At 41.3% G+C, this 17,364-nt stretch carries 9 protein-coding genes and 2 rRNA genes; 10 read left to right on the forward strand and 1 reads right to left on the reverse strand.

The genetic code is table 11. The features are described from left to right. Positions 1–161: 161 nt before the first annotated feature. A complete protein-coding gene (locus NYE73_RS01190; protein WP_259951290.1) occupies positions 162–1,616 on the reverse strand; it encodes a response regulator transcription factor in 1,455 nt (484 codons plus the stop codon). Positions 1,617–1,897: 281 nt separating this feature from the next. On the opposite strand from NYE73_RS01190, the gene hutH reads away from it, so the two are divergent. The 10 genes from hutH to NYE73_RS01240 all read left to right on the forward strand — a co-directional run bounded on the left by hutH (position 1,898) and on the right by NYE73_RS01240 (position 17,301). Beyond that, complete coding sequence (hutH, locus tag NYE73_RS01195) at positions 1,898–3,412, forward strand: histidine ammonia-lyase (protein ID WP_048390715.1); 1,515 nt, start codon at positions 1,898–1,900, stop codon at positions 3,410–3,412. 167 nt (positions 3,413–3,579) lie between these two features. Further along, a complete protein-coding gene (gene hutU, locus NYE73_RS01200; RefSeq protein ID WP_004233805.1) occupies positions 3,580–5,250 on the forward strand; it encodes a urocanate hydratase in 1,671 nt (556 codons plus the stop codon). After that, the gene (gene hutI / locus NYE73_RS01205) at positions 5,247–6,524 is read left to right on the forward strand and encodes an imidazolonepropionase (RefSeq protein WP_054548937.1); all 1,278 of its coding nucleotides are present in this window, start codon (positions 5,247–5,249) and stop codon (positions 6,522–6,524) included. The genes hutU and hutI overlap by 4 nt, the downstream gene beginning before the upstream one ends. Positions 6,525–6,676: 152 nt before the next feature. Further along, positions 6,677–7,477 (forward strand): NUDIX domain-containing protein, encoded by an 801-nt coding sequence (locus tag NYE73_RS01210; protein WP_048390712.1) that lies wholly within the window; start codon positions 6,677–6,679, stop codon positions 7,475–7,477. An 80-nt stretch (positions 7,478–7,557) separates the two neighbouring features. Continuing rightward, positions 7,558–8,112, forward strand: coding sequence for a cysteine hydrolase family protein (locus NYE73_RS01215; RefSeq protein ID WP_259951289.1), 555 nt, complete (start codon positions 7,558–7,560; stop codon positions 8,110–8,112). Between the two features lie 19 nt (positions 8,113–8,131). Continuing rightward, positions 8,132–9,589 (forward strand): nicotinate phosphoribosyltransferase, encoded by a 1,458-nt coding sequence (locus NYE73_RS01220; protein WP_259951288.1) that lies wholly within the window; start codon positions 8,132–8,134, stop codon positions 9,587–9,589. A 25-nt stretch (positions 9,590–9,614) separates the two neighbouring features. After that, positions 9,615–10,229 carry a nicotinate-nucleotide adenylyltransferase gene (nadD, locus tag NYE73_RS01225; RefSeq protein WP_048390705.1) on the forward strand — a complete coding sequence of 205 codons (615 nt, stop codon included), beginning with the start codon at positions 9,615–9,617 and terminating at the stop codon, positions 10,227–10,229. Positions 10,230–10,398: 169 nt separating this feature from the next. After that, positions 10,399–12,252: an SLC13 family permease gene (locus NYE73_RS01230; protein ID WP_048390703.1), complete on the forward strand. Its 1,854-nt coding sequence runs from the start codon at positions 10,399–10,401 to the stop codon at positions 12,250–12,252. A 388-nt stretch (positions 12,253–12,640) separates the two neighbouring features. Next, positions 12,641–14,192 (forward strand): 16S ribosomal RNA (locus NYE73_RS01235). Positions 14,193–14,373: 181 nt separating this feature from the next. Beyond that, a 23S ribosomal RNA gene (locus NYE73_RS01240) occupies positions 14,374–17,301 on the forward strand. The 16S and 23S rRNA genes sit together here, the layout of an rRNA operon. The last annotated feature ends 63 nt before the right edge of the window (positions 17,302–17,364 follow it).

Raw genomic sequence — 17,364 nt, forward strand, 5'->3', positions numbered from 1 at the left:
ATAAATATATGCGCTAGACATAGGGTTTATACATAGTTTTTAACTTAAATTTATTTTATTTAATCTCAATTTTATAGATAATTGTCATATTAAGATCAAGATAATGACATCATGATAAAATCTTTATTGAAAATAAAATCAACTAATTGAAAATTAATCTTTTAATTTTTTCTATATCGGTTAGGCGTAATACCAATTTGTTGCTTAAATAATTTTATGAAATAATTTGGGTCATCAAAACCGTTTAAATGAGCGATTTCGCTAATAGCAAAATCTGTTTCTCGCAGCATTTTTGTGGCATGATGAATTCTTACTTGCTGTAAATAGCGCTTAAATGGCAAGCCTTGTTTTCTTGAGAAAATTGTACTTAAATAATTGGGGCTTATTCCAAGCTTATGAGCGACAAAGGGAAGAGACAGTGCGCTATCTTTAAATTGTTGATCAATTATTTCTATAGCTAGTTCAACATAATCAGCTCGTTTCTCTATTCGAGCTTCCCTTGCTAACTCAATTAATGTCTGCGTGAAAGAAATAATCCCATTGAGTATCGTATAAAATATAGGATGCTCAATGATTAAATGAAATAGCTGACGGTAGTGTTGTTCGATAACCGCTTTTTCATGTAATTTATATTTCAGCATAAAGCGTCTAATTTGTGCTAAGACACTCGTCAAATGAATGCGTAAATCGTCTTGCTCATAATATATGCCTTCATTAGAAAGCCGATATAAAAATGTTTTAACGGCCTCTAGGTTTCCATCTTCCAAACTACTTATTAGTAATTGTTGCTCTTCTGGTGTCAGTAAGGGATCAAAGGGCTGAGTTTCATATTGTTTGCTCGCATAAAAAATATGGCCAAAGCCCTCATAAAAACTTTGATGTAGTGCACGCTTTGTTAATGTATACATAGTTTTAATGGTTGTAGGTGTTCCATCATATATGCCGATATTTAAAGAACTATTACTAATCAAACGCCATTCCTTCATAAGTGTACGTACATCTTTTTCCACAATCCTTATATCATTTGTTTGAAAAAGACATACGATTCTATTAGATAGAGGGTAGGTTTTCATATGAAAGTGAATCGGTGTTTGTTGAAGCCAATTGTAAAGCTTATTGAAGGTTTCAGTATGCTCGGGTTCAATCATTGTGAAATGTAATGTTGTCTCAATTGAACTTGATTTATTATCTAAAAATAATTGATTATAAAAGGAATCGTTTGTAGTCTCTTGAGCATCTTCTGTAATCTGTGGTGTGCGAAGAGAAATGGTTGTGAGTTTTTTCTTTAGTAACTCTAAATCAATAGGCTTCACAAAAAGATGAGCAACTTGTAAATCAATTGCCTTCAAAGCATTTTTAAATAATGGCTCAGTTGTCATTGCTAAAATGGCACCAGAAAGCTTTTGTATATCGCGATAAAGAACTGCTAAGCGATTATTAGGGAATATATCGATATTTAACAGTATGGCATCAGGTTCAAATTGTTTAATGCTATGAGACACCTCTGAAATACTTGTACACATTTCAATAAAAACATCTCCAGGGAAATATGTATGTAAAAACCACTTTATTCCTGCTAGGTCGGTTGGATCGCGATCAATTAATAACAGCTTCATACCATCAGCCCTTCTTAAAATATTCTAGTTTCATATAAAAGTACGGTTATATTAATAAAAATAACATAGTAATCTGAAAAAAGTCTTGTTTTCTCTATTAAAATTCTCTATATTCTGAAAAAGGTAGTTAGTACAATGTAAATAGAGTAATTGATCATCAGCAGAAGCCAACTTTTGTTATGAAAACGCTTAAAAAGTTTGAGACTGATGTTTTCATATTACGAAAATATGAATGAAGATAATTTATTTACATAGCCATATAGGGAATAGGGGGATGTCATGTGAAGTCAATCATCGAGCTTGATGGCAATACATTATCAAGACAACAAATAGAGGAAATCGTGAAGGGGCAAGCAACAGTTGCGCTTGCTACAGAGAGTTTGGAACGTATTCGTTTAAGTAGAGAGCGTATCGAAAAGCGTTTAGCTGAAGGCCAAACAATTTATGGTGTGAATACAGGGTTTGGTAAACTCAGCAATATAAAAATTGAAGAAGAAGACATTGAGCTATTGCAGCTAAATTTATTACGATCAGATGCAACCGGTGTTGGTGAACCATTCCCAACAGATGTTGTACGTGCAATGATGGTGTTACGTGCCAATGCTTTGGCCAGAGGATTTTCTGGCATTCGTGAGGAAACTGTCCAACTATTGTTGAATCTTATTAATAAAGGTGTTCATCCAATTGTTCCGTCACAAGGTTCAGTAGGAGCAAGTGGTGATTTAGCGCCTTTATCACATTTGGCATTAGTGTTAGTGGGAGAAGGAAAGGCTGAGTTTAACGGAGAAATCATGAGTGGTAGTGACGCGCTAAAGCAAGCAGGATTAACCCCTGTTAGACTTCAAGCTAAAGAGGGGCTAGCATTAGTTAACGGTACACAAGCTATGACGGGTATAGGTGTATTAACGGTCAATGAAGCTGAACGAATCGGTCTTGCAGCGGATATGGCTGCTAGCTTAACACTGGAAGCTTTAAAGGGCATTACCTCGGCATTTGATCCAGCACTTTTAGCGGTAAGACCACATCCAGAGTTAGAACTAGTAGGCGGGCGTATTCGTAAGTGGCTCGATGGCAGTAAACGTGTGACAAAGCAGGGTGAAATTCGCATGCAGGATGCTTATTCACTACGTTGTATACCGCAAGTACATGGTGCTTCTTGGCAGTCATTTTTCTACGCACAGGACCGTGTTCAAACAGAAATGAATGCAACAACTGATAATCCAATCGTTTTAGAAAGCGGGGAGGTTTTATCGGGTGGGCATTTCCATGGACAGCCAATAGCTTTGGCAATGGACTTTTTGAAAATAGGTGTATGTGAGTGGGCCAATATTTCAGAACGACGTACAGAACGTATGGTAAACCCTCAACTTAATGAAGGGCTACCACCGTTTCTAGCAACAAACCCTGGGATTGAATGTGGGCTTATGATTGCTCAATATACAGCAGCCTCTATTGTCTCAGAAAATAAAGTTTTAGCACATCCTTCGAGTGTGGATTCTATTCCTACATCAGGTAACCAAGAGGATCATGTAAGTATGGGAACAACTTCGGCACGTCAAGTACGTCAGATTGTTCACAACGCTGCTCGCGTTATAGCTATCGAATTGATTTGTGCATCTCAGGCTATTCATTTAGACAAGGCAGAAGAGCAATTATCTCCTACTACAAGTAAATTCTTAAAGAAAGTGCGTGAATTTTGTCCACCATTACTAGCCGATCAACCAATTGGCGATGAAATTGAAGCATTGGCGAAATATTTACTATCAAGTAATGATTTAGTAAATGAGTATGTGTAAATTGGTTTAAGTTTTGATATGAAAGAGCAAAGGCGTCGCTCGGTTTATACACCGAGTAGCCTCTGCTTTGAAAATATTTATATGTATTTAAGTCTGAATATTCAGTTATTAATAGCTTTAGACAGCAACATTCACATTTTTTTAATAGGAAAAGGAGCGTGTTTTTAATGGTATTTAAGACAGATATTCGTGCACCACGTGGAAATGAACTAACATGTAAGGGATGGACACAGGAAGCAGCAATGCGTATGTTAATGAACAATCTTGACCCAGAGGTAGCAGAGAATCCAGATGAACTGATTGTTTATGGGGGTATTGGTAAGGCTGCTCGTAACTGGGAAAGCTATGAACAAATCATTGCATCTTTGAAAGAATTAGAGAATGATGAGACTCTATTAATCCAATCTGGAAAGCCAGTAGCTGTATTCCGTACACATGAGCATTCCCCTCGAGTGTTGATTGCCAATTCAAACCTTGTACCAGCATGGGCAAATTGGGATCACTTTTATGAATTAGAAGAAAGAGATTTAATGATGTATGGTCAAATGACTGCTGGGAGTTGGATTTATATTGGTGCTCAAGGAATTTTACAAGGAACTTATCTGTCCTTTGTAGAAGCAGGCAAAAAGGTATTTGGCACTGCTGATTTACGTGGTAAATTCATCCTTACAGGTGGTATGGGCGGTATGAGTGGTGCACAGCCATTAGCAGGGAAAATGGCTGGTGCTGTAATCTTAGTTGTTGAAGTTGAACGTGCTCGCATTGAACGTAAAATCAAAGAAGGTTACTGTGATTATATTGTAGAAACTGTAGATGAAGCAATTGCATTAGTTAATAAATTACGTGACCAAAATGAGCCAGCATCCATTGGCCTTGTTGGTAACTGTGCTGATGTTAATCGTGAGTTGTTGAATCGTGGAATTATTCCAGATTTTGTGACAGACCAAACATCTGCGCATGATCCGATTAATGGTTATGTACCTAATGGCATGACCTTTGAAGAAGCGCTAAAACTTCGCAAAGAGGATGTAAAAACATATGAGCGTAAAGCAAAAGAAACAATGGCAGAGCATGTTCGTACAATGCTAGAGTTCCAAGAGGCAGGCGCAGAAGTATTTGATTATGGGAATAACATTCGTGCCTATGCCAAAGAAATGGGTGTGACAAATGCCTTTGATTTCCCAGGCTTTGTACCAGCGTATATTCGTCCGTTATTCTGTGAAGGAAAGGGCCCATTCCGTTGGGCGGCGCTTTCAGGAAACCCTGAGGATATATATAAAACAGATGCACTGGCAAAAGAGATGTTTGCTGAAGATGAGGGTCTAGTCAATTGGATTGATATGGCACAAAAAATGGTGAAATGGCAAGGGCTACCTGCACGCATTTGCTGGTTGGGTTATGGTGATCGTCATCGTTTTGCATTAAAGGTCAATGAAATGGTTGCAAATGGTGAATTATCAGCACCAATTGTCTTTGGTCGCGATCACTTAGATTCAGGTTCTGTAGCATCACCAAATCGTGAAACAGAAGGAATGCTAGATGGTTCGGATGCGGTATCGGATTGGCCAATTTTAAATGCTCTTGTTAATACTGCGAGTGGTGCAAGCTGGGTAAGCGTACACCATGGTGGTGGTGTAGGAATGGGTTATTCACAGCATGCAGGTCAAGTCTTAGTAGCAGATGGATCAGAGCTTGCCGCTGAAAAAATTGCACGTGTATTAGTTTCAGACCCTGGAATGGGCGTTGCTCGTCATGCTGATGCAGGCTACGATATTGCTATCAATACAGCAAAAAACAAAGGTGTCCATATACCAATGTTAAAGGGTGATGTGAAGTGACCATTCTAATAAAAAATGCAAATGAAGTAATTACCTTGAAAAGTAATGTACAAGGACCACGTACAAAAGAACAAATGCAGGAAATTGCAGTAATAGAATATGGCAGTGTTCTAATTGAAGAAGAGCGTATTGTAGCAGTAGGAGCGTATGAGCAACTAGAAGCTGACTTCCCAGAATTAATAAAGAAGGCAGAAACGATTGATGCTACTGGTAAGATTGTTATGCCTGGCTTAGTGGATTGTCATACACATTTGGTGCATGGTGGAACACGCGAGCAAGAGTTTAATATGAGATTAAATGGTTCTACCTATATGGAAATCATGAATGCAGGCGGTGGCATTCATGCTACAACAAAGCGTACACGAGAAACAAGCTTTGATGAATTATATGAAAAAACGATGCAGCATTTAGATGTATTTTTAAAGCATGGTGTAACAACAGTTGAAGCAAAATCAGGGTATGGCTTGGACTGGGAAACGGAAAAGAAACAGCTAGAGGTCGCAAAAGAATTACAAGCTGCACATCATATTGATGTCATTAGCACGTTTATGGGAGCCCATGCAGTTCCTCGTGATTATAAGGGGCGTGAGGATGAATTTGTGGATGTGGTGGTCAATGAGATGCTGCCAAAAGTAGCAGAACTAGAGTTGGCTGAATTTAATGATGTATTTTGTGAAAAAGGCGTCTTTACACCCGAACAATCCCGACGCATTTTAGAGGCTGGAAAAGCACTAGGCTTAACGCCAAAAATACATGCGGATGAAATCGAACCTTATCAAGGCGCCGAGCTGGCTGCGGAAGTAGAGGCCATTTCTGCGGAGCATTTGTTAGTTGCTTCTGATAAGGGAATTCGAAAAATGGCTGAAGCGGGTACAATTGCTGTATTGCTGCCAGGTACTGCATTCTTTTTACGTGCACCTTTTGCAAGAGGGCGTCTAATGATTGACGAGGGAGTACCTGTGGCGATATCCACAGACTTTAACCCTGGGTCATCCCCAACAATGAGCCTACCCTTCATTATGAATTTAGCTTGCATGCATATGGGTATGACATTGGAGGAAGTATTAACGGCAACAACAATTAATGCAGCATATGCCCTAAATCGAGGCGAGCAAATTGGTTCCCTTGAAGCACATAAAAAAGCTGACGTACTTATCCTTGATGTTGCTAATTACAAGCAACTGCAATATTTCTACGGCATGAATCATACACATACAGTAATCAAAAATGGGCAAGTTGTTGTACAAAACGGAATTCTGCTGAAAGATCAATAATAATAATGGGCATAAATAAGGCGGAGTAGCTTTATTTATGCTTTTTTTATAAATTAGTTGCAAATGCTTTGATGAAAGATTATAATTCTAATAAATAGTAATTATAGAATTACAAATTACTTGAACCTTGTAATTATAGAAGGGGTTAAACAATGACAAAATTTCGTACCGAAGAAGAAGTGCTTGCACATTATGATTCTTCAAAATATCAAACACCTGATGGATATACCGCAGATATTGCTATTTTTACAATTACCTCAGAGAAAACAGAGGAAAAAGCACCGCCAAACATGACGCTAAAGATTATGTTAATTAAGCGTGCTACTAGGGATGCTGAAGGAAATCCCAATATTGAAGGAGGAAAATGGGCACTTCCTGGGGGCTTTGTAGATGCAAATCAAAAAGAAACTGCCTTTATCGCAGCAAAGAGAGAATTAAAAGAAGAAACAAATGTAGAAGGTTTACATGTTCAACATTTTGGTGTTTATGATGAGATCGATCGAGATCCACGTGGTTGGATGATTTCAAATGCATTTTATGCCATTGTTCCTGAGACATATATTGAACAACGTCAAGCGAATGATGATGCAGACGATGTAGAACTGTTTGATATAGAAAGTGTATTTACGCTTCCATTAGCTTTCGATCACCGAAAAATCATTTCCGATGCGTTGCATTTTATTAAAAGGGATATGATTCAGACAACTGTTGCTAAAAACTTTTTACCACAAGAGTTTACATTATCAGAATTGCAACGAGTACTTCTAACAGTTGGAGAAGATCCACGAATCTCTAACGATTCCGTATTCTTTACAAAAGCACCTAAATTACCATTTATCGAAAAAGCATTGGATGAAGAAGGAAAACCAAAGAAAACAAAAAGAAATTCGTTCCGGCCTTCCCAGCTCTATACATTTAATGATTTCGAAATGGTAGAGTCTATCTATCATTAGGAAAGATCCGTCTTTCCTGATTATTTCAAAGAAAGTAATTTGTAATTTAAGTATTACTAATTAAAAACTGGAGTGATGAAATGATGAAAAAGCGTGCATTAATTAATATTGATTATACAGTGGATTTCGTAGCGACGGATGGGGCTCTTACTTGCGGAGAGCCTGGGCAATTGCTCGAACGTGCAAATGTTGATTTAACAAAGGAGTTTATTAAGAGGGGGGATTTTACAGTATTTGCGATAGATGTTCATGAAAAGGGAGATGTTTATCATCCAGAAACAAAGCTATTCCCACCTCATAATATTCGTCATACAGAAGGTAGAGAGTTATATGGTGCATTAAACTCATTATATGAAGAAAATAAAGACCAAGATTTCGTCTATTACATTGATAAAACGCGTTATTCTGCTTTTGCAGGAACAGATTTAGAATTGAAATTGCGTGAAAGAGGAATTGCTGAGCTGCATTTAATCGGCGTTTGTACAGATATTTGTGTTCTTCATACAGCAGTAGATGCTTATAATAAAGGGTTCGATATCGTCATTCATAAAAATGCTGTCGCCTCTTTTAATCAAGCTGGACATGAGTGGGCGTTAAATCATTTCGAGCATACTCTAGGTGCGACTATTATTTGACATGAATGGAGGGGAAAATATGAAATATGTAGATGATAGTTTCATGTTACACACGGACCTATACCAAATTAATATGGTTCAAACTTATTGGCAAGATGGTGTTCATCAACGTAAAGCTGTTTTCGAACTATATTTTAGAAAGCTTCCATTTGGCAATGGCTATGGAGTTTTCGCTGGATTGAAAAAAGTGATTGAGTTTATTAATAACTTTGGTTTCTCTCAAAGCGATATTCAATATTTACGAGAAGAGGGGAAGTATCCCGAGGAATTTCTTGAATACCTAAAAGAACTTAAATTTACAGGGACAATTAAGGGGATGAGAGAGGGAGAATTGGTCTTTGCAAACGAGCCTATCCTGCGAATTGAAGCACCATTAGCAGAGGCTCAATTAATTGAAACGCCGTTGTTAAATATCGTTAATTACCAAACCCTGATTGCAACAAAAGCTTCACGTATCAAACAAGTTACGGGTGAGGATGTTGTAATGGAATTTGGAACCCGCCGCGCACACGAATTTGATGCTGCTATTTGGGGAACTCGTGCTGCTTATATAGGCGGATTCTCTGCAACAAGCAATGTAAGAGCAGGAAAATTATTCGGTATTCCTGTGTCAGGAACACATGCCCATGCGATGATTCAAACCTATCGAGATGAATATACTGCGTTTAAAAAGTATGCAGCTGCACATAAAGACTGTGTTTTCCTAGTAGATACTTATGACACACTACGTTCTGGTGTTCCTAATGCTATCCGCGTAGCGAAGGAGCTAGGGAATCAAATTAATTTTATTGGTATCCGTTTAGACAGTGGAGATTTAGCCTATCTCTCAAAACAGGCAAGGAAAATGCTAGATGATGCAGGATTTACAGCAACTAAAATTATGGCTTCGAATGATTTGGATGAATATACAATTATGCATTTAAAGTCACAAGGGGCGCAAATTGATGCTTGGGGAATCGGAACTAAGCTGATTACAGCCTATGATCAAGCAGCTCTTGGTGGAGTATACAAATTAGTTTCGATAGAAGACGAAAGTGGAGAACTAGTTGATACCATTAAAATTTCAGCAAATCCTGAGAAAGTGACTACACCTGGACGTAAACGTGTTTACCGTATTATTAATGCGGAGAATGGTCATGCTGAAGGAGATTATATTGCGTTAGATAATGAAAACATACAGCAAGAAGAAAGATTGAAAATGTTCCACCCTATTCATACGTATATTAGTAAATTTGTTACAAATTTTACGGCGAAAGAGTTACATGAAAGTATTATAGAAAATGGAAATATTGTTTATGAGGAGCCAACTATTCAAGAAATACAAAAATATGTACAGGAAAACTTACATTTATTGTGGTGTGAGTATAAACGAACAATGAATCCTGAAGAATATCCAGTCGATTTAAGTCAAGTATGTTGGGACAATAAAATGGCAAGCATACAGGCAATAAAAGAAAAGGTTTCACAACGTATTTAAAAGTAACTGCTAGGAGGTAGATACGATGGCGAGAATAGGTATTTATGGTTCATCATTTGATCCCATTACCAATGTCCATCTTTGGACAGCAAGCACTGTAGCACATCGGTGTAAGTTAGATAAGGTTATTTTTTTGCCTTGTTCAAATAAACGCAAAGATAAAACCATCAAAACAGCTGATACACATCGTTGGAATATGCTTCAGTTAGCTATTGCTAAGGATGATCGTTTTATCGCAGATTCCTATGAGATGGATCAAGAAGGCTGGAATATCTACACATATGACACTATGAAATACTTTAGAGAGAAGAACCCAGAGGATGAGGTGCATTTTATTATGGGTGCTGATTTACTAGTGGATATTGGTGCAGGTTTATGGAAAAAGGGCGACGCATTAGTAGCGGAGAATAAATTTATTGTAATGGCACGACATGGCATTGATATGCTATCAACCATTAGTCGTTCTCCGATTTTAAGAAATAATGATGATGGAAGATTTCATCTTATAGATAAAGGGCTAGCGATGGAAATTAGCTCTACCTATATTCGAGAAGAATTCGCAATGGGAGGAGAACCGAGATACCTCTTGCCTACTGCTTGTTACAACTATATTAAAGAACATCATCTTTACCAAAAATAAAATAGTGAAGCTATCATTATAAGTGTGGATGACTACCACACTTATTTTAATTTTGAAAAGATGGTGAATTTTATCATATAGAGCTCAGGGTAAGCTATAATAAAAATAGTAATGAAGTACAATTTTTTGCTGTCAATTTTTAATAATGATTAATGTTAGAAAGGAATTCATGAATGTGCAGCTTACATTAACATTTCTTATTTTAGGAGCAACAATTTTCGCATTTGTGACCAATAAAATACGAGCAGATCTTGTAGCAATTGTGTCACTATTAGCATTTGTCATTATGGATATTTTGACGCCCGCGGAGGCATTAGCTGGTTTTTCAAACTCTGTAGTTTTAATGATTGCAGGGTTATTTGTCGTGGGTGCAGGGATTTTACGTACGGGCCTGGCAGGCATGGCGGGGCAACTATTACTAAAATGGTCAGGCAATAGTGAGCTGAAGTTATTTGTGCTACTGCTTATTATTGTAGGATCGGTTGGTGCATTTATGAGTAATACGGGTACTGTCGCCTTAATGATGCCAATCGTTGTAAGTATAGCAATAAGCATGAAAGTCAGCCCTTCTAAATTTCTACTACCACTCTCCTATGTAGCAAGTCTTTCTGGTCTGATGACACTGATTGCGTCCCCAACCAATTTAATTGTCAGTCAGTTATTGGTTGATCGAGGCTATAACAAACTTGGCTTTTTTGAAGTAACTCCTATTGGTATCGTGGGGATGATTGCTGGCATTTCCTATTTAGTACTTGTAAGAAATATTTTATTACCAAAGGATCAAAACCGTACACAGACCAATGAAGGCTATAAACTTTCGCCGAAAAAAATTATTAAACAATATGATTTAAATAATCGTCTATTTAAAATCTCCGTTCCTGAGGAGTCACCTATTATTGAAACATCGTTAGCGGAATTAAAACTACCAGCTAAGTATATGCTTTGTATGATGAAAATTCATCGGAAATCACAGGAGGGCATTAATTTACTACCGATGACTTATCAAGAAATGGCAGGACCAACTAGTGTCATTCATGCCAAGGATGAGTTATATGTTCAAGGAGAAATAGAGGATATTCGGCGTTTTGTTGAGGATTATCATCTTGAGATGCAAGGATTAGTTGAAGGAGAAGCCGATGAATTGGTATCGAAGCATCTGGGTATTGCAGAGGTATTGCTTACCCCAAATTCGAGCTTTATCAATGAAACGGTTAGTTCCCTTGGGTTCCGGGAAAAATACAATCTAAATATCATTGGTATTAATCGTAAGGGTGGTTACAAGCTTCAGGATATGGTGTCTCACAAATTAAAATTTGGAGACGCAATATTAGTACAGGGAGCATGGGATGAAATTCTTTTGTTAGCAAGAGAAACGCAAGATGTCGTGGTTGTAGGACAGCCGAAAGAACACGCAAGTGTGGCAGCAGCTACAGGCAAAGCTGGAATTGCGGGGATTATTATGTTATTCATGATTATTTTGATGGCATTTGAAGTTTTCCCTGCTGTCATTTCTGTGATGATTGGCGCTGTACTTATGATTTTAACAGGCTGCTTGAGAAACATGGAAGATGCCTATAGCAATATGAATTTTGAAAGTATTGTGTTAGTGGCTGCGATGTTACCAATGGCGACAGCGTTAGAAAAAACAGGGGGCATGACCATTTTATCTGATGGTATTATTAATGCTTTAGGTGGTTTCGGACCATACGGTGTACTCATAGGAGTTTATATTTTGACAGCTATTTTCGGTCAATTTATTAGCAATACGGCAACTGCTGTATTGTTTGCACCCATTGCCATGAGTGCAGCCATTGCAATGGAGGTTAGTCCCACAACATTTATGATTGCAGTCGCAGTTGCAGCAAGTATGGCATTTGCTACGCCAATTGCTTCCCCTACGAATGCACTGGTAATGACGGCGGGGGGCTATAAATTTATGGATTTCGTAAGAATAGGGGTTCCGTTACAGCTTGTTATGTTTATTGTGATGATGATAGCCATCCCGTTCTTTTTCCCATTTTAAAAACTCGGTTTCTTTACCGAGTTTTTTGTTTTTTTAAAGATCTATTATTTTTTTGTAGGAAATTATGATAAAATTATTTTCTAGTTCATGGTCTAATATTGAACTAGCTTGTGAATAGATTTTATAGTTACTAATATAGGAAGTTTTACTTTGGTAATAAAAATAATAAAGTTTTTTATTAAAAAGTGTTGACCTTTTAAAAATAAGGGTGTAGTATTATACAAGTCGCCAGGGTGACACGCTAAAATAAAGCAAAACATGAACCTTGAAAACTGAACAAGCAAAACGTAATCAATAAAGATTTAAGTAGCTAGTTTTGCTAGTGAACAAAACAAAAATTTTGGACATCAAACATGATGCCAGCAAAATTTGAGCTAATCAAATTTCTTTTATGGAGAGTTTGATCCTGGCTCAGGACGAACGCTGGCGGCGTGCCTAATACATGCAAGTCGAGCGAACAGAAAAGGAGCTTGCTCCTTTGACGTTAGCGGCGGACGGGTGAGTAACACGTGGGCAACCTACCCTATAGTTTGGGATAACTCCGGGAAACCGGGGCTAATACCGAATAATCTCTTTTGCTTCATGGTGAAAGACTGAAAGACGGTTTCGGCTGTCGCTATAGGATGGGCCCGCGGCGCATTAGCTAGTTGGTGAGGTAACGGCTCACCAAGGCGACGATGCGTAGCCGACCTGAGAGGGTGATCGGCCACACTGGGACTGAGACACGGCCCAGACTCCTACGGGAGGCAGCAGTAGGGAATCTTCCACAATGGGCGAAAGCCTGATGGAGCAACGCCGCGTGAGTGAAGAAGGTTTTCGGATCGTAAAACTCTGTTGTAAGGGAAGAACAAGTACAGTAGTAACTGGCTGTACCTTGACGGTACCTTATTAGAAAGCCACGGCTAACTACGTGCCAGCAGCCGCGGTAATACGTAGGTGGCAAGCGTTGTCCGGAATTATTGGGCGTAAAGCGCGCGCAGGCGGTCCTTTAAGTCTGATGTGAAAGCCCACGGCTCAACCGTGGAGGGTCATTGGAAACTGGGGGACTTGAGTGCAGAAGAGGAAAGTGGAATTCCAAGTGTAGCGGTGAAATGCGTAGAGATTTGGAGGAACACCAGTGGCGAAGGCGACTTTCTGGTCTGTAACTGACGCTGAGGCGCGAAAGCGTGGGGAGCAAACAGGATTAGATACCCTGGTAGTCCACGCCGTAAACGATGAGTGCTAAGTGTTAGGGGGTTTCCGCCCCTTAGTGCTGCAGCTAACGCATTAAGCACTCCGCCTGGGGAGTACGGTCGCAAGACTGAAACTCAAAGGAATTGACGGGGGCCCGCACAAGCGGTGGAGCATGTGGTTTAATTCGAAGCAACGCGAAGAACCTTACCAGGTCTTGACATCCCGTTGACCACTGTAGAGATATAGTTTCCCCTTCGGGGGCAACGGTGACAGGTGGTGCATGGTTGTCGTCAGCTCGTGTCGTGAGATGTTGGGTTAAGTCCCGCAACGAGCGCAACCCTTGATCTTAGTTGCCATCATTTAGTTGGGCACTCTAAGGTGACTGCCGGTGACAAACCGGAGGAAGGTGGGGATGACGTCAAATCATCATGCCCCTTATGACCTGGGCTACACACGTGCTACAATGGACGATACAAACGGTTGCCAACTCGCGAGAGGGAGCTAATCCGATAAAGTCGTTCTCAGTTCGGATTGTAGGCTGCAACTCGCCTACATGAAGCCGGAATCGCTAGTAATCGCGGATCAGCATGCCGCGGTGAATACGTTCCCGGGCCTTGTACACACCGCCCGTCACACCACGAGAGTTTGTAACACCCGAAGTCGGTGAGGTAACCTTTTGGAGCCAGCCGCCGAAGGTGGGATAGATGATTGGGGTGAAGTCGTAACAAGGTAGCCGTATCGGAAGGTGCGGCTGGATCACCTCCTTTCTAAGGATTATTTCGGAATACAAACCTTGGGTTTGTAAGATTACGTTTTGCGTTCAGTTTTGAAGGTTCATTCTATCTGAATGAAACACTTCAAAACTTGTTCTTTGAAAACTGGATAAAACGACATTGAAATTGTAACAAACACATTTATTTTTTAAGTTTTTTATAGGCTTAATAACTTGGTTAAGTTATTAAGGGCGCACGGCGAATGCCTTGGCACTAGGAGCCGAAGAAGGACGGCACTAACACCGATATGCTTCGGGGAGCTGTAAGTGAGCTTTGATCCGGAGATTTCCGAATGGGGGAACCCACTACGTTTAATCGCGTAGTATCTTGACGTGAATACATAGCGTCTTGAAGGCAGACCCAGGGAACTGAAACATCTAAGTACCTGGAGGAAGAGAAAGAAAAATCGATTCCCTGAGTAGCGGCGAGCGAAACGGGAAGAGCCCAAACCAAGAGGCTTGCCTCTTGGGGTTGTAGGACACTCTATACGGAGTTACAAAAGAGCGAGTTAGATGAAGCGACTTGGAAAGGTCCGCCAGAGCAGGTAAAAGCCCTGTAGTCGAAAGTTCGTTCTCTCCTGAGTGGATCCTGAGTACGGCGGAACACGTGAAATTCCGTCGGAATCCGGGAGGACCATCTCCCAAGGCTAAATACTACCTAGTGACCGATAGTGAACCAGTACCGTGAGGGAAAGGTGAAAAGCACCCCGGAAGGGGAGTGAAAGAGATCCTGAAACCGTGTGCCTACAAGTAGTTAGAGCCCGTTAATGGGTGATAGCGTGCCTTTTGTAGAATGAACCGGCGAGTTACGATTACGTGCAAGGTTAAGCTTTAGAAGGCGGAGCCGCAGCGAAAGCGAGTCTGAATAGGGCGAAATAGTACGTGGTCGTAGACCCGAAACCAGGTGATCTACCCATGTCCAGGGTGAAGGTGAGGTAACACTTACTGGAGGCCCGAACCCACGCACGTTGAAAAGTGCGGGGATGAGGTGTGGGTAGCGGAGAAATTCCAATCGAACTTGGAGATAGCTGGTTCTCTCCGAAATAGCTTTAGGGCTAGCCTCGTGATGAGAATACTGGAGGTAGAGCACTGTTTGGACTAGGGGGCCATCCCGGTTTACCGAATTCAGACAAACTCCGAATGCCAGATATTTATACACGGGAGTCAGACTGCGAGTGATAAGATCCGTAGTCAAAAGGGAAACAGCCCAGACCACCAGCTAAGGTCCCAAAGTAATCGTTAAGTGGAAAAGGATGTGGCGTTGCACAGACAACCAGGATGTTGGCTTAGAAGCAGCCATCATTTAAAGAGTGCGTAATAGCTCACTGGTCGAGTGACGCTGCGCCGAAAATGTATCGGGGCTAAACGATTCACCGAAGCTGTGGATTGACATCTACGATGTCAGTGGTAGGAGAGCGTTCTAAGTGCGTTGAAGTCAGATCGGAAGGACTGGTGGAGCGCTTAGAAGTGAGAATGCCGGTATGAGTAGCGAAAGACGGGTGAGAATCCCGTCCACCGTATGACTAAGGTTTCCTGAGGAAGGCTCGTCCGCTCAGGGTTAGTCGGGACCTAAGCCGAGGCCGATAGGCGTAGGCGATGGACAACAGGTTGATATTCCTGTACCACCTCCTCACCGTTTGAGAAATGGGGGGACGCAGTAGGATAGGGTAAGCGCGCCGTTGGTTGTGCGCGTCCAAGCAGTAAGGCGTGTGTGTAGGCAAATCCGCACACTGTAACGTTGAGCTGTGATGGCGAGTCCGTATGGACGAAGTTCCTGATTTCACACTGCCAAGAAAAGCCTCTATCGAGGTGAGAGGTGCCCGTACCGCAAACCGACACAGGTAGTCGAGGAGAGAATCCTAAGGTGTGCGAGAGAACTCTCGTTAAGGAACTCGGCAAAATGACCCCGTAACTTCGGGAGAAGGGGTGCTCTTGAGCGTGCAAGCGCATGAGAGCCGCAGTGAATAGGCCCAGGCGACTGTTTAGCAAAAACACAGGTCTCTGCAAAACCGTAAGGTGACGTATAGGGGCTGACGCCTGCCCGGTGCTGGAAGGTTAAGAGGAGTGGTTAGCGCAAGCGAAGCTGCGAATTGAAGCCCCAGTAAACGGCGGCCGTAACTATAACGGTCCTAAGGTAGCGAAATTCCTTGTCGGGTAAGTTCCGACCCGCACGAAAGGCGTAACGATCTGGGCACTGTCTCAACGAGAGACTCGGTGAAATTATAGTACCTGTGAAGATGCAGGTTACCCGCGACAGGACGGAAAGACCCCGTGGAGCTTTACTGTAGCCTGATATTGAATTTTGGTACAACTTGTACAGGATAGGTAGGAGCCAGAGATCTCGGAGCGCCAGCTTCGAAGGAGGCGTCGGTGGGATACTACCCTGGTTGTATTGAAATTCTAACCCATGCCCCTTAGCGGGGCAGGAGACAGTGTCAGGCGGACAGTTTGACTGGGGCGGTCGCCTCCTAAAAGGTAACGGAGGCGCCCAAAGGTTCCCTCAGAATGGTTGGAAATCATTCGTAGAGTGTAAAGGCACAAGGGAGCTTGACTGCGAGACCTACAAGTCGAGCAGGGTCGAAAGACGGGCTTAGTGATCCGGTGGTTCCGCATGGAAGGGCCATCGCTCAACGGATAAAAGCTACCCCGGGGATAACAGGCTTATCTCCCCCAAGAGTCCACATCGACGGGGAGGTTTGGCACCTCGATGTCGGCTCATCGCATCCTGGGGCTGTAGTCGGTCCCAAGGGTTGGGCTGTTCGCCCATTAAAGCGGTACGCGAGCTGGGTTCAGAACGTCGTGAGACAGTTCGGTCCCTATCCGTCGTGGGCGTAGGAAATTTGAGAGGAGCTGTCCTTAGTACGAGAGGACCGGGATGGACACACCGCTGGTGTACCAGTTGTCTTGCCAAAGGCATCGCTGGGTAGCTATGTGTGGACGGGATAAGTGCTGAAAGCATCTAAGCATGAAGCCCCCCTCAAGATGAGATTTCCCATTACGCAAGTAAGTAAGATCCCTCAAAGACGATGAGGTAGATAGGTTCGAGGTGGAAGTGTGGTGACACATGGAGCTGACGAATACTAATCGATCGAGGACTTAACCAAAAAAGTTTGAAACATTCAATGTATCGTTTATCTAGTTTTGAAAGAATAAGTCTTTCAGCTGAA

Origin of the sequence: Lysinibacillus sp. FSL K6-0102 (genome assembly GCF_038003545.1) — a bacterium.
Classification (GTDB): Bacteria; Bacillota; Bacilli; order Bacillales_A; family Planococcaceae; genus Lysinibacillus; species Lysinibacillus capsici.